General features: G+C 75.2%; 26 protein-coding genes. 15 read left to right on the top strand and 11 right to left on the bottom strand.

What is annotated here, in order from left to right:
* Window positions 1-2 precede the first annotated feature (2 nt).
* The gene (locus ACI792_RS05115; RefSeq protein WP_456601799.1) at window positions 3-920 is read right to left on the bottom strand and encodes a 5'-3' exonuclease; all 918 of its coding nucleotides are present in this window, start codon (window positions 918-920) and stop codon (window positions 3-5) included.
* 136 nt (window positions 921-1056) lie between these two features.
* Between ACI792_RS05115 and ACI792_RS05110 the strand changes: the two genes are divergently transcribed.
* The 4 genes from ACI792_RS05110 (at window position 1057) to ACI792_RS05095 (ending at window position 5539) form a co-directional block, all read left to right on the top strand.
* Entirely contained in the window at window positions 1057-2211 is a 1155-nt protein-coding gene (locus ACI792_RS05110) for a M24 family metallopeptidase (protein ID WP_456601622.1), read from the top strand.
* Window positions 2186-2653 carry an Lrp/AsnC family transcriptional regulator gene (locus ACI792_RS05105; protein ID WP_456601621.1) on the top strand — a complete coding sequence of 156 codons (468 nt, stop codon included), beginning with the start codon at window positions 2186-2188 and terminating at the stop codon, window positions 2651-2653. The genes ACI792_RS05110 and ACI792_RS05105 overlap by 26 nt, the downstream gene beginning before the upstream one ends.
* Window positions 2654-2743: 90 nt before the next feature.
* Window positions 2744-3310, top strand: a complete 567-nt coding sequence (locus ACI792_RS05100) for a dihydrofolate reductase family protein (protein WP_456601620.1) — start codon at window positions 2744-2746, stop codon at window positions 3308-3310.
* Between the two features lie 93 nt (window positions 3311-3403).
* Window positions 3404-5539, top strand: coding sequence for an intein-containing Rv2578c family radical SAM protein (locus tag ACI792_RS05095; protein WP_456601619.1), 2136 nt, complete (start codon window positions 3404-3406; stop codon window positions 5537-5539).
* Window positions 5540-5549: 10 nt separating this feature from the next.
* Here the strand turns inward: ACI792_RS05095 and ACI792_RS05090 are convergent, their stop codons facing one another.
* Window positions 5550-6395 (bottom strand): hypothetical protein, encoded by an 846-nt coding sequence (locus tag ACI792_RS05090; protein WP_456601618.1) that lies wholly within the window; start codon window positions 6393-6395, stop codon window positions 5550-5552.
* Window positions 6396-6551: 156 nt separating this feature from the next.
* Between ACI792_RS05090 and ACI792_RS05085 the strand changes: the two genes are divergently transcribed.
* Window positions 6552-7730 carry a carboxylate-amine ligase gene (locus tag ACI792_RS05085; protein ID WP_456601617.1) on the top strand — a complete coding sequence of 393 codons (1179 nt, stop codon included), beginning with the start codon at window positions 6552-6554 and terminating at the stop codon, window positions 7728-7730.
* A 9-nt stretch (window positions 7731-7739) separates the two neighbouring features.
* The gene (locus tag ACI792_RS05080; protein WP_456601616.1) at window positions 7740-8600 is read left to right on the top strand and encodes a lysophospholipid acyltransferase family protein; all 861 of its coding nucleotides are present in this window, start codon (window positions 7740-7742) and stop codon (window positions 8598-8600) included.
* Between the two features lie 9 nt (window positions 8601-8609).
* On the opposite strand, the gene ACI792_RS05075 is transcribed toward ACI792_RS05080, so the two are convergent.
* On the bottom strand, window positions 8610-9137 hold the full coding sequence (locus ACI792_RS05075; protein WP_456581349.1) for a GNAT family N-acetyltransferase: 528 nt from the start codon (window positions 9135-9137) through the stop codon (window positions 8610-8612).
* Between the two features lie 119 nt (window positions 9138-9256).
* Here ACI792_RS05075 and ACI792_RS05070 point away from each other — a divergent pair, with 119 nt between their 5' ends.
* The 4 genes from ACI792_RS05070 (at window position 9257) to ACI792_RS05055 (ending at window position 14214) form a co-directional block, all read left to right on the top strand.
* A complete protein-coding gene (locus ACI792_RS05070) occupies window positions 9257-10777 on the top strand; it encodes an amidohydrolase (RefSeq protein ID WP_456601615.1) in 1521 nt (506 codons plus the stop codon).
* Window positions 10778-11332: 555 nt separating this feature from the next.
* Window positions 11333-12880, top strand: coding sequence for an apolipoprotein N-acyltransferase (gene lnt, locus ACI792_RS05065; protein WP_456601614.1), 1548 nt, complete (start codon window positions 11333-11335; stop codon window positions 12878-12880).
* Window positions 12877-13650, top strand: a complete 774-nt coding sequence (locus ACI792_RS05060; RefSeq protein WP_456601613.1) for a polyprenol monophosphomannose synthase — start codon at window positions 12877-12879, stop codon at window positions 13648-13650. Before lnt ends, ACI792_RS05060 begins: the two co-directional genes overlap by 4 nt.
* A gap of 57 nt (window positions 13651-13707) precedes the next feature.
* A complete protein-coding gene (locus tag ACI792_RS05055; protein WP_456601612.1) occupies window positions 13708-14214 on the top strand; it encodes an FxsA family protein in 507 nt (168 codons plus the stop codon).
* Between the two features lie 123 nt (window positions 14215-14337).
* Here the strand turns inward: ACI792_RS05055 and ACI792_RS05050 are convergent, their stop codons facing one another.
* The 5 genes from ACI792_RS05050 to ACI792_RS05030 form a co-directional block, all read right to left on the bottom strand.
* Entirely contained in the window at window positions 14338-14682 is a 345-nt protein-coding gene (locus tag ACI792_RS05050) for an RNA polymerase-binding protein RbpA (RefSeq protein ID WP_091932539.1), read from the bottom strand.
* 192 nt (window positions 14683-14874) lie between these two features.
* Window positions 14875-15627 carry a thymidine kinase gene (locus ACI792_RS05045; protein ID WP_456601611.1) on the bottom strand — a complete coding sequence of 251 codons (753 nt, stop codon included), beginning with the start codon at window positions 15625-15627 and terminating at the stop codon, window positions 14875-14877.
* Window positions 15624-16979, bottom strand: a complete 1356-nt coding sequence (locus ACI792_RS05040; RefSeq protein WP_456581343.1) for an MFS transporter — start codon at window positions 16977-16979, stop codon at window positions 15624-15626. The genes ACI792_RS05045 and ACI792_RS05040 overlap by 4 nt, the downstream gene beginning before the upstream one ends.
* Before the next feature lie 52 nt (window positions 16980-17031).
* Window positions 17032-17913, bottom strand: coding sequence for a lysophospholipid acyltransferase family protein (locus ACI792_RS05035; RefSeq protein ID WP_456601610.1), 882 nt, complete (start codon window positions 17911-17913; stop codon window positions 17032-17034).
* Entirely contained in the window at window positions 17910-18689 is a 780-nt protein-coding gene (locus tag ACI792_RS05030; protein ID WP_456601609.1) for a glycerophosphodiester phosphodiesterase, read from the bottom strand. Before ACI792_RS05030 ends, ACI792_RS05035 begins: the two co-directional genes overlap by 4 nt.
* A gap of 150 nt (window positions 18690-18839) precedes the next feature.
* Between ACI792_RS05030 and ACI792_RS05025 the strand changes: the two genes are divergently transcribed.
* A complete protein-coding gene (locus tag ACI792_RS05025) occupies window positions 18840-19247 on the top strand; it encodes a hypothetical protein (RefSeq protein ID WP_456581340.1) in 408 nt (135 codons plus the stop codon).
* Window positions 19248-19256: 9 nt separating this feature from the next.
* Here ACI792_RS05025 and ACI792_RS05020 read toward each other — a convergent pair whose 3' ends face one another.
* On the bottom strand, window positions 19257-19487 hold the full coding sequence (locus tag ACI792_RS05020; protein WP_456581339.1) for a hypothetical protein: 231 nt from the start codon (window positions 19485-19487) through the stop codon (window positions 19257-19259).
* Between the two features lie 576 nt (window positions 19488-20063).
* Here ACI792_RS05020 and ACI792_RS05015 point away from each other — a divergent pair.
* The 3 genes from ACI792_RS05015 to ACI792_RS05005 all read left to right on the top strand — a co-directional run bounded on the left by ACI792_RS05015 (window position 20064) and on the right by ACI792_RS05005 (window position 21384).
* The gene (locus tag ACI792_RS05015) at window positions 20064-20654 is read left to right on the top strand and encodes a hypothetical protein (RefSeq protein WP_456601608.1); all 591 of its coding nucleotides are present in this window, start codon (window positions 20064-20066) and stop codon (window positions 20652-20654) included.
* Window positions 20655-20719: 65 nt separating this feature from the next.
* Window positions 20720-21082 carry a VOC family protein gene (locus tag ACI792_RS05010; protein ID WP_456601607.1) on the top strand — a complete coding sequence of 121 codons (363 nt, stop codon included), beginning with the start codon at window positions 20720-20722 and terminating at the stop codon, window positions 21080-21082.
* Between the two features lie 107 nt (window positions 21083-21189).
* The gene (locus tag ACI792_RS05005) at window positions 21190-21384 is read left to right on the top strand and encodes a hypothetical protein (RefSeq protein ID WP_456601606.1); all 195 of its coding nucleotides are present in this window, start codon (window positions 21190-21192) and stop codon (window positions 21382-21384) included.
* A 3-nt stretch (window positions 21385-21387) separates the two neighbouring features.
* Here ACI792_RS05005 and ACI792_RS05000 read toward each other — a convergent pair whose 3' ends face one another.
* Both ACI792_RS05000 and ACI792_RS04995 read right to left on the bottom strand, forming a co-directional pair.
* Entirely contained in the window at window positions 21388-22029 is a 642-nt protein-coding gene (locus tag ACI792_RS05000) for a LysE family translocator (RefSeq protein ID WP_456601605.1), read from the bottom strand.
* Between the two features lie 24 nt (window positions 22030-22053).
* A complete protein-coding gene (locus ACI792_RS04995; protein WP_456601604.1) occupies window positions 22054-22686 on the bottom strand; it encodes an antibiotic biosynthesis monooxygenase in 633 nt (210 codons plus the stop codon).
* A 120-nt stretch (window positions 22687-22806) separates the two neighbouring features.
* Here ACI792_RS04995 and ACI792_RS04990 point away from each other — a divergent pair, with 120 nt between their 5' ends.
* Window positions 22807-23523, top strand: a complete 717-nt coding sequence (locus ACI792_RS04990) for a M50 family metallopeptidase (RefSeq protein WP_456601603.1) — start codon at window positions 22807-22809, stop codon at window positions 23521-23523.
* Window positions 23524-23576 lie beyond the last annotated feature (53 nt).

The following is a 23576-nucleotide window of genomic DNA, read 5'->3' as shown; positions in this document are numbered from 1 at the left end:
GCTCAGCCCAGCACGTCGGCCGGCCAGCCCAGCGCGGCGCCCAGGCGGCCGATGGAGGACTGCAGCCCGTGCTGCTCGGCGAGCGTGCCCAGCGTCTCCGGATCGGCGGGGGAGCGGGGAAGGGTGCCGTCCACGGCGGGCAGGTCGACGTCCCGCGCGACGGCGACGACCACCGGCGCGGCGTCGAGGTAGTCCGCGGCCGCGTGCATCTTCTTCAGCACCGCTGCGGTCAGCGGCGGCGCCGGGACGACGGTCCGCGCCACGGCCGCCCGGATCCCGGCCAGGTCCCCGTACCCGTTGATCAGCGCGGCCGCGGTCTTCGCGCCCACCCCGGCCACGCCCGGCAACCCGTCGCTGGGGTCACCGCGCAGCACCGCGAAGTCGGCGTAGGCCCGGCCGGGGATGCCGTACTTGGCGGCCACGCCGGCCTCGTCGACGTACTCGAGGTCGGAGATGCCGCGGGCGGTGTAGAGGATCCGGATCCCGCGGGCGTCGTCGACGAGCTGGAAGAGGTCGCGGTCACCGGTGACGACGTCGACGGGCCCGCGGGCCCGGGTGGCGAGCGTGCCGATCACGTCGTCGGCCTCGTAGCCGGGGGCGCCCACCCGGGCGATCCCCGCCGCGGCCAGCACCTCGACCAGGACCGGCACCTGCGGGCCCAGCTCGTCGGGGGTCTCCTCACCGCCGTCGGGCGCCAGGCGGTGCGCCTTGTAGGAGGGCAGCGCCTCGACGCGGAAGGCCGGCCGCCAGTCGTCGTCCCAGCAGGCGACCAGCCGGTCGGGGCCGTGGGCGGTCACCAAGCGCGCCGTCATGTCCAGGAACCCGCGGACGGCGTTGATGGGCCGCCCGTCCGGGGTGGTGACGCTGGTGGGGACGCCGTAGAACGCCCGGAAGTACAGCGACGCGGCGTCCAGGAGCATGGTGGTCACGCGGCCGCCCCGCTGCCGCCGGGTGCCGTCGTCCGCTGAGACCTCGCGCGCTCGCCCACGTCCGCGGACGGTAGCGGTCTGGCAACGATTCAGGAGCAGCGCCGTCCCGCCTGGCTACTCTGCGCCGGTGGGAACCGTGACAGAACCGGCCGGCAGCGGCCCGCTGGTGAGCCTCGACCGCCTGCACGCCGCCCGCGCGGTCGCCGGCGAGCTGGGGATCGACCTCCTCGTGCTCACGCCGGGCGCCGACCTCCGCTACCTCTGCGGGTACGCCGCCCACGCGATGGAGCGGCTCACCGCGCTCGCGGTGCCGCGCAGGGGGGAGCCGTTCCTGGTGGTGCCACGGCTGGAGGCCCCCATGGTCGACGCCGGGCCGGCGGGAGCGCTGGGCCTCGAGGTCCTGGCGTGGGACGAGACCGACGACGCCTTCGCCGTCCTGGCCGGGGCCGCCGTCGGCCGCCTGGGCGCCGCGCCCGCGCGCGTCGCCGTCGGCTCCCGCACCTGGGCCGAGCACGCCCTCGGGGTGCAGCGCGCGCTGCCCGGCGCGGTGCTGGAGCTCGCGTCGCCGGTCGTCGACCAGCTGCGCATGGTGAAGACGCCGGCCGAGGTCGAGGAGCTGGCCCGGGCGGGCGCGGCGATCGACCGGGTGCACGCGCGCATGGGGGAGTGGCTGACCGTCGGCCGCACGGAGGCCGAGGTGGGCGCCGACGTCGCCGCGGCGATCCTCGCCGAGGGGCACGTCGCCGTCGACTTCACCATCGTCGGGTCGGGCCCGAACGGGGCGAGCCCGCACCACGAGCTCTCCGATCGCGTGATCGAGGCCGGCGACCTCGTCGTCGTCGACATCGGCGGTGAGACCGCCACCGGCTACCGCTCCGACTGCACCCGCACCTACGTCGTCGGCGGCAGCCCGGACGCCGAGGTCGCCGAGTGGTACGCGGTCCTGCACGCCGCCCAGCAGGCGGCGACCGCGGCGGTCCGCCCCGGCGTTCCCGCCGAGGAGATCGACGCCGCCGCGCGCCAGGTGATCGCCGACGCCGGATGGGGCGGGTACTTCATCCACCGGACCGGCCACGGCATCGGGCTGGACTCCCACGAGGCCCCCTACATCGTGGCCGGCAACCCGCTCCCGCTCGAGCCCGGCATGGCGTTCTCCGTGGAGCCGGGCATCTACCTGCCCGGCCGCCACGGTGCCCGCATCGAGGACATCGTCGTCTGCACCGACGACGGCGTCCGCGTCCTGAACAACGGTCCCCGTGGGCTCGTCGAGCTCCCCGGCTGAGGGCGGCGCCGTCGACGTCGACCGGGCGCTCCTGGCGGCGCTGGCGCGCGACGGCCGCGCCAGCTTCACCGAGCTCGCCGAGCGGGTGGGGCTCTCGGTGTCGGCCGTGCACCAGCGGGTGCGCCGGCTCGAGCAGCGCGGCCTCATCACCGGGTACCGGGCGACGCTGGACGCCACGAAGATCGGGCTGCCGCTGACCGCCTTCGTGTCGATCACCCCGACCGACGCGCAGACCGACGACGCCCCCACGCTGCTGGCCCACCTCGACGCCATCGAGGAGTGCCATGCGGTCGCCGGGGTGGAGAGCTACATCCTCAAGGTGCGGGTCGCCTCACCGGACGCCCTGGAGAACCTGCTCAAGGAGATCCGCTCCGCCGCGAACGTCACCACGCGGACCACGGTGGTGCTCTCCACGTCCTACGAGGCCCGGCCGCTGATCTGACCGGTGTGATGGCCGGGTGTGGCCGGACCGATGATTTCCCACCGCCGTGCTGGTCGGTACGCCGAACACCGACTTCGGAGAGGCCGACGCATGCGGAGACTGGCCTTCGGCATGAACCTGTCCCTGGACGGCTACATCGCCGCGCCCGGCGGGGACCTCGGCTGGGGCGTGCCGAGCGACGAGCTGTTCCAGTGGTGGTCCGACCGGGTGGGGGCGACGGGCACGGCGCTGTACGGACGCAGGCTGTGGGAGGCGATGAGCTCCCACTGGCCCACCGCCGACCAGCAGCCCGGCGCCACACCGGCGGACATGGAGTACGCCCGCCGCTGGCGGGACATGCCGAAGGTGGTGTTCTCCTCGACGACCAGCGCGGTCGACTGGAACGCCCGCCTGGTCACCACCGGCGACGCGGTTCCCGAGATCACCCGGCTCAAGACCGAGGACGGCGGCCCCATGGACGTCGGCGGCGCCACCCTGGCCGCGGCGGCCATGCGGGCCGGGCTGATCGACGAGTACGCGCTCGTCACCCATCCGGTCCTGGTGGGCCGAGGCATGCCGTACTTCGCGGCCCTGGACAACTGGGTCGACCTGACCCTGGTGGAGACCCGGACGTTCCCCGGCGGCGTGCTCCTGACCAGGTACGAGACCAGGCGCTGAGCGCCCGGTGCCGGTTCGAGGCGGGCTCCCGGCGCACACGACGTCCGTCGCCCCCCCGTGGACATCTGTTCGAACGTGTGTTCGGATGGGCGCATGCGGTGGGACGCGCAGCGGCTGGACCTCGAGGAGCCCGGGGCGCTCCCCGGCATGCCGAGCACCCGGGGGATGCTGCGCAGCGTGCAGGTGCCGGAGTTCCCGGGGCTGACCTTCCACGAGGTGCGGTCGAAGAGCGCGCTGAACCGGGTTCCGGGGGAGTCGGCCATGCCGTTCCCGTGGACCATCAACCCTTACCGTGGCTGCTCTCATTCGTGCGTCTACTGCGTAGGCGGAGACACGCTCGTCCTCACGGCGGACAGCCGCCAGGTCCGCATCGCGGACCTCGCGGTCGGCGACCGGATCGTCGGGACGGTGAAGCGCGGCCCGTACCGCTTCTACGTGGAGACCAAGGTGCTCGCGCACTGGTCGACCCTCAAGCGCGCCTACCGCGTGACCCTCGCTGACGGGACCACCCTGGTCGCCAGCGGCGACCACCGCTTCCTCACCGGTCGCGGGTGGAAACACGTCGCGGGTACCGGTGCGGGCGCCGGCCAGCGCCCGCACCTGACCGGCAACGACGAGATGCTCGGTTTCGGCAGCACCGTCGTGACGCCCGACGAGACGGTCGCGTACCGGCGTGGCTACCTCACAGGGATGATCCGCGGAGACGCGACACTCACGACGTACGGGTACCGGCGGTCCAACGGACGGCCGGGCGTCGTCCACCAGTTCCGACTCGCCCTGATCGACCTGGACGCCCTCCTCCGCACCCAGAGGTTCCTGCAGGAGGAGGGCGTCACGACTGCCCGCTTCGACTTCTCCCCGGCGTCGGAAGGGCGCCAGGCCATGCACGGCATCCGCGCCGCGCGCGGTCGTGCGATTGCGGACATCCAAGCTCTGGTGCGCTGGCCGGCCACCCCGCCGGCCGAGTGGAGGCGTGGCTTCCTCGCCGGCATCTTCGATGCGGAGGGGAGCCGCAGCCGACACGTCGTCCGGGTGAGCAACGCGGACGACGAGATGCTGGCGCAGACGAGCGCAGCGTTCGCCGCGCACGGGTTCGACAGCGTCCTCGAGGACCCAGGACGGCCCGACCGGGTCCGCACCGTTCGCCTGCGCGGTGGGCTGAAGGAGCACGTGCGGTTCATCCACCTCGTCGATCCCGCCATTCGCCGGAAATGCCGACTGCAGGGCACCGCGATCAAGAGCACGGCCGACCTGCGCGTCGCCAGCGTGGAGGACCTCGGCCTCCAGATGCCGATGTACGACATCACCACGGGCACCGGTGACTTCATCGCCAACGGCGTGGTCAGCCACAACTGCTTCGCCCGCCGGACGCACGAGTGGCTGGAGCTGGACTCGGGCCGGGACTTCGACACCCAGGTCGTGGTGAAGACCAACCTGGTCGAGGTGCTGCGGCGGGAGCTGGCCCGGCCGGCGTGGCAGCGGGAGCACGTCGCCCTCGGCACGAACACCGACCCCTACCAGCGCGCGGAGGGCCGCTACCGGCTGATGCCCGGGGTCATCGATGCCCTCGCGCGGTCGGGCACGCCGTTCTCCGTCCTGACGAAAGGCACCCTGCTGCGCCGGGACGTGCCGCTGCTCGCTGCGGCGGCCCGCGACGTACCGGTCGGGCTCGGCGTCTCCATCGCCATCTGGGACGACGACCTGCACGCCGGCCTCGAGCCCGGTGTCCCCACACCGCGGGCGCGGCTGGAGCTGGTCCGCGCCCTCGCCGACGCCGGGCTCCCCTGCGGGGTCTTCCTCGCGCCCGTCCTGCCGGGCCTCACCGACTCCCCGGAACGCCTGGACACCGCGCTCGCGGCGATCGCCGCGGCGGGCGCCACCGGGGTGACGGTCATCCCGCTGCACCTGCGCCCGGGGGCCCGGGAATGGTTCATGGCCTGGCTGCGCCGCAGCCACCCCGAGCTGGTCCCGAGCTACGAGCGCCTCTACGCGCGCCGGGCCTACGTGCCGGCGGAGTACCGCACCTGGCTCGCCCGGCAGGTGGCCCCGCTGCTCGCCCGGCACGGGCTGGACCGCCAGCGCGGCGGCGCGGCCCGGAAGGTCGAGGTGGCAGGCGTCCCGGGCGACGAGGAGGTCGGCTTCCCCGCAGGCAGCCTGCCGTCGCGGGCCACGGGTGGGCGCCCCCCCGACGCACCGGCCGGCCCGGCCGAGCAGCTGACCCTGCTGTGAGGTGGCGGGGTCAGCCGCCGGTGCGCGCCGCCCGGGCCGTCGCGCGGGCGGCACGCACGACGCCGCGCGCCCCCACCGGGGGTGCGCCGGCCGCCAACGCCAGCCGGCGGTAGCTGTCGTAGGACAGCTGGCGGTAGGCAGCGGCGAGCTCCTCCACGGCCTCCCGGCGGGAGGGCGCAACCGTCGCCCGCAGGTGCCCGACCGTCGCGCGCACATGCTTGGTGAACGTCGCCTGCAGGGCCTGGTTGGACAGGCGGCCACCGATGCGCGAGTCCAGGCCCGGACCCCGGCGGAGCGCCGGCAGCACCCAGGGGCTGGCGGCCAACGCCGGGAAGGCCTCGCGCGTCGCCTCCCACGCGTGCCAGGCGGTCACCGCCCCGGGCACGGCCCACTCGCCGTCGTCCGTGGAGATGAGCAGGCGGCGCGCGGTCGCCCGCACCTGGTCCCGGCGCAGGGAGCGGAACGTCCCCACGGGGGCGGGCCAGCCCAGCGCCAAGGCGCACCAGGCCACCGACCGCAGGTGCTCGGGGTCCTCGGCCCGGATCTGCGTGAGCGGGCGCAGGTCGAGCTGCGGAGGATCCGGCTCGGGCGTCACCGGCAGCGCCAGCGCCAGGCCGCCGTAGCGGGCCACCTTGCTGTAGAGCGCCACGGTCGCCGGCTTCCACCCCCGCGCGGCAGCCAGGTCACCGAGGCCGCCGGCCGCCAGCTCCTCCGGTCCCAGGCCCAGCTCGAGGGCCGCATCGGCCAGTCGCCGCCACTGGGTCTCGTACCCGGGTGGTGGGCGCAGCCGTGACCAGGCACGCGCCGGGGGGAGGGCGGGCATGTCGGGCAGCGGCTGCTGCCATGCACGAGGCATGGCTGAATACTACCGTTATCCCCAACAAACATTCGTCTCACGACTGTGGGCACGTGACGAGACCACCGTCACGGCACCCTCCGGGCGCCGAAGCACCGACGGACGACCCCGCCGGTTGACCGTGCACCGGAGGAATACCCTCCGGATCATGGGGCGGTGCGAACGGTGGGCGTCGAGGAAGAGCTGCTCGTGGTCGACGCGGACGGCGTCCCCGTTCCCCGGGCACCGGAGGCACTCGCGGTGGCAGCCCGCCGCGGCGAGGGGGAGGACGTGCACCAGCACGATCTCGAGGAACAGGGTGCCGACGTCGCCGTCCCGGAGACCGCGCACCTGGTGCCCGAACTGAAGGCCCAGCAGCTGGAGCTCGGGACGCCGGTGTGCACGACGCTGGCCCAGGTCGGGGCCCAGCTGCGGTACTGGCGCGGCCGGGCCGACGCGGCGGCATCGGCCGTCGGCGCCCGCGTGGCCGCCCTGGCCAGCTCGCCGGTGGACGTCGCACCGGTGCCGACGGACGGAGAGAGGTACCGGCGGCTGCTGGAGACCTTCGGCCGCACCGCCGAGGAGGTGCTGACCTGCGGGTGCCACGTGCACGTCTCGGTCGCCGACGACCGCGAGGGGGTCGCGGTGCTCAACCGCATCCGCGTCTGGCTGCCGGTGCTGACCGCGCTGAGCGCCAACTCGCCGTTCTGGCAGGGCCGGGACACCTCCTACGCCAGCTTCCGGTCGCAGGTCTGGCACCGGTGGCCCTCGGCCGGCCCCAACGGACCGTTCCGCGACGCGGAGGACTACCACCGGCTCGTCGAGGCGGTCCTGGCGACGCGGACGGTGCTCGACGACGGGATGGTCTACTTCGACGCCCGCCTGTCGGCGAGCTGGCCCACCGTCGAAGTGCGCACGATGGACGTGGCGCTGCGCATCGAGGACGCCGTCACCCTCGCCGGGCTGGTGCGCGGCCTGGTCGAGACCGCCGCCCGCGACGCCCGGGCCGGGGGAGCGGTGCCCGAGATGCGGCCCGAGGTGCTGCGCCTGGCGGGCTGGCGCGCCTCCCGCTCCGGGTTGTCCGGAGAGCTGGTGCACCCGCGCACCGGCCGGCCCGCGCCCGCGGCCGACGTCCTCGCCGATCTGCTCGACCACGTCCGGCCGGCGCTGGCCGACGCGGGCGACGAGGCCCTGGTCGGCGACGGGCTCCGGGCGATCCTCGACCGCGGCACGGGAGCGGACCTGCAGCGGCAGGTGCACCGGGAGACCGGCGACCTGACCGCGGTCGTCCGGGCGGCCGTCGGCGCCACCGCGGGGGAGGAGACCGCCCGGGCAGCAGCCGGGGTCAGCCGCTAGATTCCCGCCATGTACACCGCGAGCTGGCGCGACGTCGTCCGTCCCGGGCTGTTCGGCCCCTCGCCCGATCCGCGGGACAAGCCCTACCGCGCCATCATCCGGCTCGCCCTGGTCGTCTTCCGGCTGCTCCGCTTCCGGTTCGACGTCCGCGGCTCGGAGCACGTGCCGCCCACCGGTGGCGCCATCATCTGCAGCAACCACGTGAGCTTCTTCGACTTCACGTTCCTCGGGCTCGGGGCGCTGCCGCAGCACCGCCTCGTGCGGTTCATGGCGAAGTCGCCGGTGTTCGAGCACTGGTTCGCCGGGCGGTTCATGCGCGCCATGAAGCACATCCCCGTCGACCGGAAGGCGGGCTCGGCGGCGTTCGAGGCGGCCGTCCGCGCCCTCAAGGACGGCGAGGTGGTCGGCGTCTTCCCCGAGGCGACCATCAGCACCAGCTTCACGGTCAAGGAGCTCAAGGCCGGCGCCGCCCGCATGGCGATCGATGCCGGGGTCCCGATCATCCCCGCCGCCGTCTGGGGCGGGCACCGCGTGGCGACGAAGAACCACGAGGTCGAGCTGCGCCGCGGGGTGCCGGTGACGGTGATCCTCGGCGAGCCCATCGCGGCCGAGCCCGGGGAGCAGATCGCCTCGCTGCTGGGACGCACGCGCACCGCCATGGAGGCGCTCCTCGACGAGGCGCAGCGCAGCTACCCGGACCAGCCGGCCGGGGACGACGACCGCTGGTGGCTCCCGGCCCACCTCGGGGGGACCGCCCCGACGCCGTCGGAGGCCGCGGCCGCCGACACCCTGCGCGCCACCGGCCGGGCGACCAAGCCGCCGAAGCGGACGGCGGTCAGCCGGCTGACCGGGCTGCTCCGCCGGCGCTGAACACCGGGATCACTCGACGACGACCGGCGCCATCAGGCGGAACGCCTCGAGCTCGACGTCGTACCAGCGGCGCATCCGCCCCAGCGGCGTCATGCCCAGCCGCCGGCACACCGCCATCGACGGCTCGTTGCCGGGGCGAACGACGGCGTACACCTCGGGGAGGCCGCAGGCGAAGGCCCGGTCGATCACCGCCCGCGCCGCCTCCGTGGCGTAGCCGTGCCCCCACGAGTCCGGGTGCAGATGCCAGCCCACCTCCACCTCACCGACCCCGTCCGGCAGCGGCTTGAGCAGCACCGTGCCCGCCGGCACGCCGTCGGCTCGCTCGATCGCCCAGCACAGGTGCCGCTCGTCGCGCCGGTGCACCTCCGCCCAGCGGTCGACCAGCTCACGGGGCGGGATCGACGGCGTGCCGCCCAGCCAGCGCGTCACCTCGACACGCCCGTAGAGGTCGCAGAGCCGGGCGAGGTCCGCCGGCGCCGTCGTCCACGGGCGGAGCCGCAACCGCCCGGTCCGCAGCCCCGTCTCCTCACCGCCCATCGTTCCTGCCTACCGCCGGCCGCCAGGACCGGCCACCCGGACGCCGGCCCGGCGGGTCGTGGTCTCCTACTCGTCGGCCCGCCGCCCCGGCAGGCGACGGGACGGGAGGAGGAGCGAACGTGAGCCTGCTGCTCACCGACGTGCGGGTGGGTGACCGGCCCGGGCGTGCGCTGCACGTCGTGGACGGCCGGATCGCCTGGACCGGCGCCGCGGCGGACGCCCCACGGGCGGACCGGGTGATCCCGGGGGAGGGCGCCCTGCTCACCCCGGCCTTCGTCGACGCGCACGTGCACGCGACGGCGACGGGGCTCGCGCTGACCGGTCTCGACCTCCACTCGAGCCTCAGCCTTGCGGAGGCCGTGGCCTCCCTCCGGCAGCACGTCGCCGCGACCCCCGCCGGGATCGTCCTGGGCACCGGGTGGGACGAGACCGACTGGCCCGAGCGCCGGGGACCGACCCGCGCCGACGTCGATGCCGTGGCCGCGGGCCGGCCGGTCTACCTGGCGCGGGTCGACGTCCACTCCGCGACCGTCTCCACCGCGCTGCTGGACCTGGTCCCCGGCATCGCCGCCCTCCCGGGCTTCTCACCGGACGGGCGGCTCCGCCTGGACGCCCACCACGCCGCCCGCCAGGCCGCCTACGGGGCGGTCGGCACCGTGCAGCGGGCCGACGCCCAGCACGCCACCCGCACCACCGCCGCCGCGCTGGGGATCGGCAGCCTGCACGAGATGGCCGGCCCGGAGGTCTCCTCCGCCGACGACCTCCGAGAGCTGCTGGCGCTGGCGGCCGAGATCCCCGGGCCGCGGGTCGTGGGGTACTGGGGCGAGCTGTCCGAGCGCGGCGGCCTGGACCTCGTGCGGGAGCTCGGGCTCGCCGGCGCCGGGGGGGACCTGTTCTGCGACGGCGCCCTCGGCTCGCACACGGCCGCGCTGAGCACTCCCTACAGCGACCGGCCCGAGACGTCCGGGGCTCTGCGGTTCGACTCCTCGTCGCTGGCCGAGCACGTGCGCGCCTGCACCGCGGCGGGGATCCAGGCCGGCTTCCACGTCATCGGCGACGCCGCCGTCGAGCAGGTCCTGGACGCGGTGGGGGTCGTCGTCGCCCAGCTCGGCGTCGAGGCCGTACGCGCCTGCCGCCACCGCCTCGAGCACCTGGAGATGCCCTCCGCGGAGGCCATTGCCCGGATGCGGAACTGGCGGATGGTGGCCAGCGTGCAGCCGGCCTTCGACGCCGCATGGGGCGGGGACTCGGGGATGTACGCCGAGCGGCTGGGCGTCGAGCGGGCGCTGGCGACGAACCCGCTGGCCGACCTCGCCGACGCCGGCGTCGTCCTGGCGCTCGGCAGCGACGCGCCGGTCACGCCGCTGGACCCCTGGGGGGCGGTGCACGCCGCCGTCGACCACCGGAGCCCCGACTCCGGGATGCGCCCCTTCGACGCCTTCGACGCCGCGACGCACGGCGGCTGGGCCGCCGTCCGCGCCGAGCACCCGGCCGGGCCGCTCGCCGTGGGTGCGCCCGCGGACCTGGCCCTGTGGGCCACCGACGACGGGCTCTCCGCCGTGCTGGAGCACCGCGCGCGGCCGGCGTGCGCCGGGCTGGTCGTCGATGGCCGGCCCGTTCCGACTCGCGACGATCAGTAACGATCCGGTCACACTGCGACCCGGAGGTGCCGAAGGTCTCGATCCGGGGCCGCGCGCTTCCTACAGTCCCTGCAGTTCCTGACCGGGAGCACCGCACGCACGTCCCCGGCAGGCGCGTCCGTCCTCCCGGCCGGCGCCCTCCCGCGCAGGGCGCCCCCAGGCCGCCGACGACGGGCGGGCCGGCCGGCGACCGCGGGCGGGTACCCCGGCGGAGCCCGCACGGACGCGCGCCATCAGACAACGGTCGCGCCGATCGCCCCCAGCGACCGGCCGTCCGGCCCGAAGGCGCGCCGTCCGCGGAGGGTGACCGCCGGCGCATCCGGGACGGGGGTCGGGACGGGGCGGCCACGGGCGGGGTCACCCGCCCCGCCGGGATGGGATGCTGGGTCGGGACCGCGTGGACACCGCGGTCCGGACCCCGCCCAGTCCGGCGCGGGGACGTCCCGCCCACGCAGGGCGGCTGCACCGGGGAGGCGCTGGGTGCCCGCAGGCGATGGCGGGCCGGGAACCGGCACGCTCCCGCGGCCGACCGGCCCGGGCGGGGCGGATCGGCCCGTGCCGCCGACCGGGCGCGGAGCCCGCTGGTCACGTGCTCCCTGGCGCACGCTCCTGGCCGCAGCAGGCGGCCTGGCCATGTTCCTGGCCTTCCCCGGGTACGACCTGGTCGCGCTGGCCGTCGTGGGCCCGGCCGCCCTGGCCGTCGCCGTGCACGGCCGCGGCGTGCGCGCCGGTCTCTGGCTGGGCCTGGTCACCGGTCTCGCCTTCTTCGTGCCGCTGCTGTCGTGGACCGGCATCTACGTGGGCGCCTTCCCGTGGCTGGCGCTCGCGGTGAGCCAGGCGCTGTACCTGGCCGCGCTGGGCGGGCTCACCGCGCTCACCTCCCGCCTCCCCGCCTGGCCGCTGTGGGCGGCGGCGCTGTGGGTGGCCGTCGAGGCCGCCCGCGGCCGGTTCCCCTTCGGCGGCTTCCCCTGGGGCCGGCTCGGGTTCTCCCAGACCGACGGGCCGTTCCTGGCGTTCGCCGCGTACGGCGGTGTCCCGCTGGTGAGCTTCGCCGTGGCCCTGACGGGCGCCCTGCTCGCTGCGGCCCTCCTCGGCCTGCGAGCCGGGCGGGGCCGCCGCGCGGCCCCGGTGGCGCTGGCCGGGGCGCTCGTCGTCCCGCTCGTCGGGACGCTGGCGTGGCTGCCCCTCCCCGGGGCGTCCCTCACCGCGGGCGGGCCGACCGCCATCGTCGCGGTCATCCAGGGCGACGTGCCGCGCGCCGGGCTGGACTTCAACGCCCAGCGCCGGGCGGTGCTCGACAACCACGTCCAGCAGACGCTGCGCCTGGCCGCGGAGGTGGCGGCGGGCCGGCAGCCGCGACCGGACGTCGTGCTGTGGCCGGAGAACAGCTCCGACATCGACCCCTACCGCAACGCCGACGCCGCGGACGGCATCCAGCGGGCGGCCGACGCCGTCGGGGCCCCGGTGCTCGTCGGCGCGGTCGTCGACGGCCCCGGGGAGTACATCAGCAACACCGCCATCGTCTGGTCGCCCGAGGACGGGCCCGGGCAGACCTACGTGAAGCGCCACCCGGTGCCCTTCGCCGAGTACATCCCCGCCCGTGACTTCTTCCGGACGTTCAGCGACAAGGTGGACCTCGTGCGGCGCGACTTCGCCGCGGGGGACGAGGTGGGGGTGCTCGACGTGGGCGGGGTGCGACTGGGTGACCTCATCTGCTTCGAGGTGGTCTACGACGGCCTCGTGCGCGACGTCGTCGACGGCGGCGCCGGCATGCTCGTCGTCCAGACGAACAACGCCACGTTCGGCTACACCGACGAGAGCGCGCAGCAACTGGCGCTGAGCCGGCTGCGGGCGGTCGAGTTCGGGCGCACCGTCGCCGTCGCCGCCACCAGCGGGATCTCGGCCGTCGTGGCCCCGGACGGCACCGTGGTGCGCTCCTCGGAGCTGTTCGAGCCGGCGGTGTTCGTGGAGGAGATCGCCCAGCGCGACGACCGGACGGTCGCCCAGCGCCTGGGCGCGGTGCCGGAGGCACTCCTCACCGCACTGGGTCTCGGCGCGGTCCTCCTCGCGGCTCTCCGGGGGCGCAGGGCGGGCCGGGGGTGAACGGACGCGTCCTGGTGGTCATCCCCACCTACAACGAGGTGGAGAACCTCGCGCGCGTCCTCGACCGCCTGCACGCCAGCGTGCCGGATGCGCACGCCCTCGTCGTCGACGACGCCTCCCCGGACGGCACCGGGGCGGTCGCCGACGCCCGCGCCGCCGCCGACCCGCGGGTCCACGTGCTGCACCGCAGCGCGAAGGCCGGTCTCGGGCGCGCCTACGTCGCCGGGTTCCGCTGGGCCCGGGAACGCGGGTACGACGTCCTGGTCGAGATGGACGCCGACGGGTCGCACCCGCCCGAGCAGCTGCCCGACCTGCTCACCGCACTGGCCGACGCGGATCTGGTGCTGGGCTCCCGCTACGTCGACGGCGGCCGGGTCGAGGACTGGCCGGTGCACCGGCTGGTGCTCTCCCGCATCGGCAACCGCTACACGCGCTGGGCGCTGCGCCTGCCGCTCCGCGACGCCACCGGCGGGTTCCGTGCGGTCCGCGCCGAGCTGATCGACCGGCTGCCCTTCGACGAGGTGGCCAGCGAGGGCTACTGCTTCCAGGTCGACTGGGCCTGGCGGGCGCTGCGGGCGGGGGCCCGGGTGACCGAGGTGCCGATCACCTTCACCGAACGCGCCTTCGGCCGGAGCAAGATGAGCAGTTCGATCGTTGGGGAGGCGTGGGCCCGCGTGACCGTGTGGGGCGTGCAGGACCGGCTGGCCGACTGGCTGCCCCGCCGGGTGCGCCCGCCGGTGACCGGCCCGGCCGATCCGGCCGGACGCTGAGACGGCGGCCGGCCGACGGGGGAGCAGGGATGGGACGACCGACAGGGAGGAGGCGACGTGGCTGACGTGGTGCGTCGGAGACTGCGCACGGTGGTGGGGCTGACCGCGCTGGCGGAGCTGGTGGTCTTCCTCCTGGTCGCCGCCTGGATCGGGCTGGGGTGGACCATCGTCGCCACCCTCGTCACCAGCGCGCTGGGCTGGGTGCTGCTGGCCAGCCAGGGCCGGCGCACCCTCGCCGACCTGCGCCGGCGGGCGCAGTCCCGCGAGGCCGCGGGCCACGAGCTCGGCGACGCCGGCCTGATCGCCGTCGGCGGCCTGCTGATGGTCCTGCCGGGCTTCCTGGGTGACCTCATCGGCCTGCTCTGCCTGCTGCCGGGCACCCGGGGGCTCGTTCGCGGGGTGCTCCGGCGCCTCGTGCTCGCCCGGCTGCCCGAGCACATGCGCGGACCGGTGCGCGTGGGCAGCACCCGCACCGCTCCCGTCGACGCGACGCACCCCTCCCGGCCGGCCGAGCCGCGGGTGATCGAAGGAGAGGTCCTGCGGGACCCCGACGACCGGCCCTGACGCGCCAGCGGGGGACCGGCCGGGTCGCCCCGGTCCTACGACGACGGACGGCCCCGGTGGATCTCTCCACCGGGGCCGTCCGGAAGACGGTGAGCGCAACCCACCCTGAGGGCGGGCCCGTCGTCAGCTGGCGCGGGTACGCCGACCGCGGAGCACCTCGAGGCGCTCGGCCAGGACCTCCTCGAGGTCCTCGACGCTGCGTCGCTCGAGCAGCATGTCCCAGTGCGTCCGCGGGGGCTTCACCTTCTTGGGCGCCGGCTCGGACCCACCGACCAGCTTCGCCGCGGAACCGTCGAACTTGCACTCCCAGGTGTCGGGGAGCTCGGCGTCATCGGCGAAGGGCACCGTGAACAGGTGGCCCGAGGGGCACCGGTACTCGGCGTACTGCCGCTCGATGGGCGCGGTGTTCCGCTCGGTCTCGTAGCTGACGCTGCCCAGTCGGCTGCCGCGCAGGGAACGCTCGCCCATGGCACACCGTCCTCTCGTGCTCGTGTCGGTCGGGACTCGACGTCCGATGGCCAGGGCAGTACCCAGGCGATCGGGGAGTCAGAGGAGTGAACGACCGAAAAGGCGGAGAGATTCCGCCGAATCGGCTGCTCATCATCGCATGGGGTGGGATCTGCGGCGCGCGCGCCCCCCGCAGGGGTGAGGACCGGCCCCTCAGGGCAGGGCGAGCTGCCCGGGACCGGCCGCCGTGGGGGCCAGCTCGCCCCGCACGTAGTGCCGCCGGCAGAGCACCTGGTACCGGACGGCAGGTGCTCCGGCGCCCCCGCCGGGGAGCTCCGGCGGGGCGGTGTCCGCGACCACGACGGTCTCGCCCGAGCGGACCATCACGCCGTCCACGACGCGGGCGTTGAACAGCCCCGGAAGACCGCACCAGCACAGCACCTCCACCTGGATGCGCTGCACGTCGTCGGCCAGCTCGAGCAGCCGCTGGGTCCCCGGGAAGAGCCGGGTCCGGAAGTCGGTGGTCAACCCGAAGGCGTAGACGTCGACGTGCGACTCGTCGACGAGCTCGGCCAGCTGGTCGACCTGGGCGGGGGAGAGGAACTGCGCCTCGTCGACGATCAGGTAGTCGACGCGCTGACCGCCGGCCCAGCGGTCGCGGACGAGCAGCCGCAGGTCGGTGGTCGCGCCGATCTCCACAGCCGCCCGGCTCAGCCCGACCCGGGAACTGATCCGGGGAGCCGCGGACCGGTCGCCCTGTGTCACCAGCAGCCCGTGCCGGCCCTGCCTGCTGTGGTTGTGGTCGACCTGCAGGGCGAGGGTGGACTTCCCGCAGTCCATGGGCCCGTGGAAGAACCGGAGGTGCGCCGGCGCCGGGTGGCGGCGCCGGTCCCCGGAGGCGGGGACCGCGCCGGGCGCCGGCAGCGGGAGAGGGGGCCGCTCGCCGGCGGCAGGGGAGGAGGTCACAGCTTCTCCGGTGGGGTGTTGCCGGCAGCGAGGACGGCGCGGCGCATCGGCAGGGTCGCGAGCGCGATGAACCCGCCCACGAAGAAGACCACCAGGCTGACGATCGCCAGGCGGTAGGACCCGGTGAGCTGGTAGGTGAGGCCGAAGGCGAGCGGGCCCAGCCAGCTCGTGCCGCGGTCGCTGATCTCGTAGAAGCCGTAGTACTCGGCCTCCTTGCCCGCCGGGATGAGCTGGCTGAACAGCGACCGGGAGAGGGCCTGCGTGCCACCCTGCACGAGGCCGATGACGGCGGCCAGCGCGTAGAACTGCGCCACCGCCCCGGTCTCCAGGAAGAACGCGGCGAACAGCACGCCGATCCAGGCCAGGAGCGCGCCCAGGACGACCCGCTTGGCCCCGTAGCGGCCCGCCAGCCGGCCGAGCCCCAGCGCCCCGAAGATCGCCACGACCTGCACCATCAGGATCGCGCCGGTGAGCACGTCCTGCGCCAGGTCGAGCTCCTCGGTGGCGTACGTGGCCGACAGCGAGATCACCGTCTGCACGCCGTCGTTGAAGAGCAGGTAGGCGCCGAGGAACCACAGCGTCAGCGGGAAGGCGCGCATCTCGCGGAACGTGGTGGCCAGCTGCCGGAAGCTGCTGCCCGAGCGCACCGCGGAGGCGGCGACCGGGCGGTTGCGGAGCCGGGAGACGGAGAACAGCGTGAACGCGCCCCACCACAACCCCGCCGTCGCCAGGGCGATGCGGACCGCCTCACCGGTCGTCAGGCCCAGGTCCTCGGCGGCGACCACGAGCCCGAGGTGGACGGCCAGCAGCAGCGCGCCGCCCACGTAGCCGAACGCCCAGCCCCGGCTGGAGACCTGGTCGCGCTCGTCGGGACCGGCCAGGTCGGGCAGCCACGAGTAGTAGACGACGGTGGCCGCGCCGAAGCTGATGTTGGCGAGCACGAACAGCAGCGCGCCCATCAGCCACCGGCCGTCGCCGACGAAGAACAGGGCTGTGGTCGCCAGCGCTCCCAGGGCGGCGAACGCGGCGAGCATCTCCCGCTTGCGGCCGGTGCGGTCGGCGACGGCGCCGGTCAGGGGCAGCACGAGCACCTGCAGCACGACCGACGCCGAGAGCACGTAGGAGAACCAGCTGCCCGCCGCGATCGACAGGCCGAGGAAGGACAGCCGCTCGTCCGGGCCGGCGGCGTCCCGCGCGATCGCGGTCAGGTACGGGCCGAGGAAGACGGTCGTCACCGAGGTGTTGAAGACCGACATCGCCCAGTCGTAGGAGTACCAACCGAAGCGTTCGCGCGCGAGGGCGCGGTCGGCCGGCGGGACCGACGGGTCGGCGGAGGGGACGGCGGTGGTCACCGCGGCAGGCTGCCAGGCGGCCGGGCGCCGGTCCAGCACCGGCCGCGAGCGGTCACGGGATGTCCTCCGGGACGACCCCGCCCGGGAAGGCGGCGACGGCGGTCGTCGGCCGGGTCGGGTCCACGAAGGCGGGGCCGTCCGGCTCGCCGGCGCGCAGCGGGCGCAACCCGCGGGTGAGGGCGGCGGCGATGCGCGTGCGGGCGCGGTTGGCGTCGCCGACGCGGCCCATCCGGAGGTCGTCGAAGACGACCGGCGGCCCGACGTGCACCCGCAGCGCCGGCCGCCGTCGGACGGCCCGGAGCGCCGACCGCAGCTTGCCGAGGTCGTTGCCGTACTGCAGCACCTCGTGGGCGCCCCACTGGCTGACCGGGATTACGGGCACCCGCAGCCCCAGGGCCAGCCGCGCCATGCCGGTGCGCCCCCGTTCGGGCCACAGGTCGGGCGCGAGGCCCACCCGGCCCTCGGGGTAGGCGACGACGTGCCCACCGTGCACGAGCGCCACCTCCGTCACCCGGACGGCGTGCCGGGCGAGCTCGGTGCCGCGCTCCACCCGGATGGTGCCCGCGCGCTCGAGGAGGGGGCCGACGGCCGGCGCCGAGAGGATGCCCCCGGTGGCCATGATCCGGGGCGTCACGCCGAGCCGCTGGAGCGCCGCGGCGACGACGAAGGGGTCGAAGTCGCCGATGTGGTTGGCGACCAGCAGCAGCGGGCCGCGCCGCAGCTCCTCGGGGATCTCCCCGGTGACCTCCAGCCTGCCGAAGAGCCCCACCAGCCCGCCGGACGCGCGCAGCAGGAGGCGCCAGAACCACCACGGCGGCGCGACCGCGACGGCGAGCTCACGGGCGAACCACTCGGGGTCCTCGGGGCGCACCAGCGCGGCGAGGTCCTCGGGGAGCGGCGGCGTGCGCGGCCACCGGCCCCGGAGCCGGCTCACGACGGTGGCACCCACTGGCCGCGCTTCTCCAGGACCCCGCGCAGCATCGCCGGCCGGTCGGTCATGACGCCGTCCACCCCGAGGTCGAGCATCGCCTCGGCCTCGGCGGGGTCGTCGACGGTCCATACGTGCACCTGCAGCCCCCGCGCGTGCGCGGCGGCGAGGAAGCGCTCGTCGACCAGCGCGCGCCCGCCGAGCTGGAGCGGCACCTGTGCGCAGCCGGCGGAGATGCGCACCAGCCCGGCGGCGCGGGGGGAGTACGACGACAGCCGCAGCGCCGCGACCCCGCGCGGCCCCAGCGAGGTGCAGACCGCCGGGCCGAAGAGCCGCCGGGCGGCGGCGAGGCGGGCGTCGGAGAAGGAGCCCAGGCAGATGCGGTCCAGGACCTTCATGCGCCGCACCAGCCGCACCAGCGGGGCCAGCACGCCGGCGGCCTTGACGTCGAGGTTGAACCGGACGTCGGGCCACGCGCCGAGCAGGTCCTCCAGGCGGACGATCGGCTCCCGGCCGCCGATCCGGGCCTCGGAGACCTGTCTCCACGTGAGGGAGTCGACCCGGCCGCTCTGGCCGGTGACCCGCTCCAGGCTGGGGTCGTGGAAGGCGACGAGGACGCCGTCGGCGGTCACCTGCACGTCGGTCTCGAGGAACCGGTAGCCCAGCTCCACGCAGGCCTCGAAGGCCGGCATGGTGTTCTCCAGGTGCTCGATCGCACCGCCCCGGTGGGCCATCGCCAACGGCGTCGGCGCGTCCAGGAAGGCGAAGCGCGACGCAGGCACGCGTCCACGCTAGTGGCAGGCCTGCGGGGCCGTGCGGGGCCCTTGCGGTGCGGCCGTCGGTGCCCGCCGCCCCACCGACCTGCACCGTTCCGACCGGCGCTCTGGCGTGTCATCCGGGACTGTCGGCAGCGGCGTCTACCGTGCGCAGGCGTGGCACAGCAGCACGCGACCGGCAGCACGGCATCCCTCCCCGTCGCCCCGCTCCCCAGCCGGGGGAGCGGCGAGGAGCGGCGGTGCGGGTGGTGCCGCAAGGTCCTCCCGCAGCAGGGGTCGGTCGGGCGGCCGCGGCTGTACTGCGGGCAGGCCTGCCGCCAGCGGGCCTACGAGCAGCGCTCCGCGACGGCGAAGGCCGGGCTCCCCGGCGACGTGGTGCTCGTGTCGCGGGCCGAGCTCGACGGCCTGCAGGACCGGCTGTACCAGCTGCGCTGCGCCCTCGAGGACGTGCAGACGATGCTGCACGAGCGGCCGACCAAGGCCGAGCTGGAGCGTTCGCTGGCCGACCTTGTCCGCTCCACGGGCCGGCTGGACCGGCTCTGGGTCAGCGAACGCTCCAGCTGACCGGCCGGGTCAGTCCGGGTCCTGCGTGTCGTCGTCGGTGTTCTGGTCGGTCTCCGGGTTGCTGACGTCCGGCAGGTTCTCCCGATCCGCCTCCTCCGGGTCCACGGTCTCGACGACGTCCTCGGTGTTCCCGTCGTTGCGGTCCAACCCGGCCGGGTCGCCGCAGGCGGTCATCGTGGCGCCTCCACCGAAGAGCGCCAGCGAGGTCAGCAGTGCGGCGAGCGGTCGTCGGGTTCTCATGGAGCGAGCCTACGAACCACGGCAGACAGCCGCCCGTCGAAGCACCGACATCCCCGTTCTTACGTCACAGTGACGGAACACGGGTGGTGTCGGTGGGTGGGGGGAACGCGGCGCACGGTCGGATGGTGAGCCCTGGAGCGGTCGACGGCGCTCCGGATCCCACGACGGGCCACGGACTCACAAGATCGTCTGGATCACGATCAACTGATGGGGGAGTCGGCGGTGGGCGTGACCGGTCGAGCCGGCGCTGCCGGCCCGCTGCGGCGGCCATTCGGGAGCCACGAACCGGCCGGCCCGTCGTCGCCGACCCCAGGGCCGCCGGCAGTCCGTGCGTGGGACCGGCCAGCGCCTGTGGAGTTCGCCGAGGAGGACGTGGACCGATCGGTCGGGACGGGCACCTGCGGGAAGCGGCGACCCCGGTGATCACGAGCCCCCTCTCGACGCCGATCCACAGCGCCGATAATCGACGTTATGTCAACTAGCGCCGGAGAACGCTACGGCGCCCGCCGAGGTATCGCGACCGGCCACTCCTCCTGGCCCCCGGCGGCTGACCCGGGCAGGAGCGATCATCGGAGCATGCCCCGTACCTGGACCCACGTCGGCCGCTGCTGGACCAACGGCGAACCCTTCCTCGCCCTGGACGGCGACCTGCTCCCGGCCTGGCGCGGGATGAGCGAGCAGGCCTACGAGGCCCTGGTGCCGCGGCTGGACTACCAGCTCACCGGCATCCCCGTCGGCGGGAGCACCGCGGCGCTGGTCCTCACCGACCCGGAGGTCGGCGACGAGGGGTGGCTGGAGGTCTTCCGGGCCGATGACGGCGGCGTCGCCGTCGTGCAGGCGAGCGCCGGCGACTACCGGGCCACCCTCGACACCGCGCTGGCCTTCCCGGAGGGCGACGACCAGGTCGGCGACGTCGTGCGGGTGCCGAGCGGGCGGCTGGCGTTCATCAGCGCGGCGCTGGACGGCACCGGCGAGGACGGCGCCTTCCTCCTGCCCGAGTCCCCCGGCCCCACGCCCGACTCCCCCGTGCTGGCCGACGACACCGTCACCGACGCCAGTCCGCTGCTGGTCGTGCCGCCCGGCGCCTTCCGGGTGTCGGTCCTCTGGCGTACCGAGGTCCACGAGGACGCCGCCTTCGCCCGCTGGCTGTTCAACCGCGTGGGCTGACCGCTCACATCCCCCGGCCGGGGCGGTCCACCCTGCAGCAACCGCCTCGACCACCGGGAGCCCGCATGTCCTCCGCCGTCCGCCCGATCCTCCTCACGCCCGACGTCGAGCGGCTGCGCGCCTTCTACGTCGGTCTCCTCGGTGCCGAGGAGACCGAGCGCTTCCCGGAGGACGGCCCGCTGTTCTACCTGGGCCTGCGCATCGGGGACTCCCACCTCGGGCTGACCGCGGAGCCGGCCGTCGCGCCCGGGCCGCCGGGCAGGGTCCTGATCAGCATCGAGGTGCCCGACGTCGACCAGGTCCTCCCCCGGGTCGCCGAGCTGGGCGGCTCCGCGCCGTCGGGGTCGGCCGACATGCCGTGGGGCCAGCGGGTCGCGCACGTCGCCGACCCCGACGGCAACGCGGTCGACCTGACCCAGCAGCTGTGAGCGCCCGCCGCTCCAGGGCGGTGACTCCCGCCCGACCGCGGCGGGTTCCTCCGGGACTCGACGGGGTAGGCGTCGGCGGACCGCCCCCGAAGCCGTAGGAGGAACCCGTGACCGAGGCCCGTCCCGACACCGACGAGCAGCACGAGCCCGGTGGCACCCCCTCCCCCGGCAGGCAGGACCTCACCGGCCGGCCGCTCACGCCCGGCACGGGCGACGACGGCGGTGCGCAGGCGATCCCCGGCGCCTACGAGGCGGACGAGGCGGAGCAGGAGCGCGGCAAGGCGGTCAAGCCGGGCAACTGACCGTCAGCGGCCCGAGACGGCGACCCGCAGGCCCAGCGCGACCAGCACCGTGCCGCTGATCGCCTCCAGCCGCCGATGGACCCGGGGCCTCCGGAACCAGGTGCCCGCACGGGCCACCGCGGCCGCCAGCCCCAGGTAGAGCGCCGTCTCGACGACGACCTGCAGCAGGGCCAGCGCCGCCGTCGTGGCGAGCACAGGGCCCTCGGCCGGCACGAACTGCGGGTAGAACGCCAGCACGAAGACGGCGGCCTTGGGGTTGGCCAGCTGCACCACGACGCCCTCGCCGAACGCCGCCCACCACCCCCGGCGCCCCGGGGTGGCCGGCTCCGGTGCGACCGCAGCGCTGCCCCGGTCCCGCCAGGCCGCCCGCCAGGCCCGGAGCCCGAGGAACAGCAGCACCACGGCACCGACCACGCGCAGCACCAGGTAGGCGACCTCCGAGGCGGCCACCAGCGCCGCGAACCCGGCCCCCGCCGCCAGCGCCCACAGGTAGAGGCCGAGCTCCAGGCCGAGGACCGTCGGCACGGCGCCGCGCAGGCCGCGCAGGGCCGCCCGCCGGAGGATGAGCGCCATCGCCGGCCCGGGCGACGCCGAGATGAGCAGCACGGCGAGCAGGAACGCCGGCACCGTCGTCAGGACCTCCACGCCGACGATGGTGGCAGCGGTGGGTCAGGACGTCGACGAGGTTCCGTCCCCTCCGCGCGGTCGGCGGTCGCGCCAGCTCCGGCCCTGCAGCCACCACTGCAGGCGCGCGGTGATCCACGGCAGGGCCAGGTAGGTCATCACCGGCGTCAGCGCCAGCGTGACGGCCAGCACCCGCAGCACCACGTGGACGTCGGCGAGCGCCGCCCCCAGCGTCACGGTGGCCAGCAGGTTGACCGGGAAGAACACCAGCCAGATCGTCACCGCCTGCTTCCACCGGGGCGGCGCGGCCGGTGCAGGGGTCTGCTCCACCGTCCCGGTGACGGGCGCGTCGAACCAGCCCTCGATGCCGGTGCGCCGCTCGGTGCGGGTGACCTCGGCCAGCCCCTGCGCCGAGCGCAGCCACCACCGCCGCTCCGTGGAGGCCTCCCAGGCGTCCAGGGCGGCCTGGTCGGCGAACCGGACGAGCATGTGCCACTCGTCGGCCTCGTGCCGGGAGCGCACCCAGCCGCCGCCGAGGAAGCCGGGGAAGGTCTCCGCCATGCCGAAGCCGGCGCGGATCCACGCCGTCATCTCGCGCGTGTGCGCCGGGTCGGCGCGCCGCGTGAAGGACACCGTCACCGGGAGGTCGTCCCGGGTGAGGGCGGTCGTCGTCGTCATGCACCCAGGATCGCCCGGAGCCGGGTCCGCCGGGTCCCCCGAGGCGGTGTGAGCCCTGCCTCCCCCGACACCCCCGCCGCTCCCCGGTCGCTGACAGGTCCGTGCGGTTGACTCCCGGGCGTGGAGGTCCTCGCCCGCTTCTGGGCCCGCGTGACGGCGACGGTCCCGGACCTCTCGACGACGGTCCTGCTCGCCACCGCCGCCGCCGCTGCGGTGCTGGTCCTCTCCCCCACCCTCTGGCGGCGGGCCCGTTCGGTGGTGACGATCGCCCACGAGGGTGCGCACGGGCTGGTGGCGCTGGCCGCCGGGCGGCGGCTCGCCGGCATCCGGCTGCACTCGGACACCTCGGGGCTGACCGTCTCCGCCGGGCGGCCGACCGGCCTCGGCATGGTGCTGACCTGCGCCGCCGGCTACACCGGCCCCGCCCTCTTCGGCCTCGGTGCGGCCGCCCTGCTCGCCGCCGGGCACGCGATCGGGTTGCTCTGGGCGCTGCTGCTGCTCCTGGCCCTGCTGCTCGTGCAGATCCGCAACTTCTACGGGCTGTGGTCGGTGCTGGTCACCGGCGCGGTCGTCTTCGCCGCCACGTGGTGGCTGCCGCCGGCCGGGCAGGCGGTGTTCGCCGCGGTGGCGACGTGGTTCCTCCTGCTGGCCGCTCCGCGCGCCGTCCTCGAGCTCCAGGGTGCCCGCCGACGGCGGGCTGCGCGGGACTCCGACGCCGACCAGCTGGCCCGGCTCACCCCCTTGCCCGCCATCGTGTGGGTCGGCGTCTTCCTGCTCGTCGACGTCGGGGCCTTCGTTCTGGGCGCGAGCTGGTTGATCGGCGCGACCACCGGCTGAGCCGGGTCGATGTTGGGGATAACGGTAGTCGTGGTCCCCGAGCGCGCACGACG

The sequence above is a fragment of the Blastococcus sp. SYSU DS0669 genome, from assembly GCF_054050895.1.
The sequence above is the reverse complement of the archived record's forward strand: the minus strand, read 5'-3'. Positions and strand labels throughout refer to the sequence as shown.

Excerpts from the sequence above, each read along its gene's own strand:
- ACI792_RS05115 (WP_456601799.1), bottom strand. The coding sequence starts at position 920 with ATGCTCCTGGACGCCGCGTCGCTGTACTTCCGGGCGTTCTACGGCGTC.
- ACI792_RS05100 (WP_456601620.1), top strand. The coding sequence starts at position 2,744 with ATGCGGAGACTGGCCTTCGGCATGAACCTGTCCCTGGACGGCTACATC.
- ACI792_RS05080 (WP_456601616.1), top strand. The coding sequence starts at position 7,740 with ATGTACACCGCGAGCTGGCGCGACGTCGTCCGTCCCGGGCTGTTCGGC.
- ACI792_RS05015 (WP_456601608.1), top strand. The coding sequence starts at position 20,064 with ATGCCCCGTACCTGGACCCACGTCGGCCGCTGCTGGACCAACGGCGAA.
- ACI792_RS04995 (WP_456601604.1), bottom strand. The coding sequence starts at position 22,686 with ATGACGACGACGACCGCCCTCACCCGGGACGACCTCCCGGTGACGGTG.
- ACI792_RS05010 (WP_456601607.1), top strand. The coding sequence starts at position 20,720 with ATGTCCTCCGCCGTCCGCCCGATCCTCCTCACGCCCGACGTCGAGCGG.
- ACI792_RS05090 (WP_456601618.1), bottom strand. The coding sequence starts at position 6,395 with ATGCCTCGTGCATGGCAGCAGCCGCTGCCCGACATGCCCGCCCTCCCC.
- ACI792_RS05050 (WP_091932539.1), bottom strand. The coding sequence starts at position 14,682 with ATGGGCGAGCGTTCCCTGCGCGGCAGCCGACTGGGCAGCGTCAGCTAC.
- ACI792_RS05075 (WP_456581349.1), bottom strand. The coding sequence starts at position 9,137 with ATGGGCGGTGAGGAGACGGGGCTGCGGACCGGGCGGTTGCGGCTCCGC.
- ACI792_RS05095 (WP_456601619.1), top strand. The coding sequence starts at position 3,404 with ATGCGGTGGGACGCGCAGCGGCTGGACCTCGAGGAGCCCGGGGCGCTC.
- ACI792_RS05020 (WP_456581339.1), bottom strand. The coding sequence starts at position 19,487 with ATGAGAACCCGACGACCGCTCGCCGCACTGCTGACCTCGCTGGCGCTC.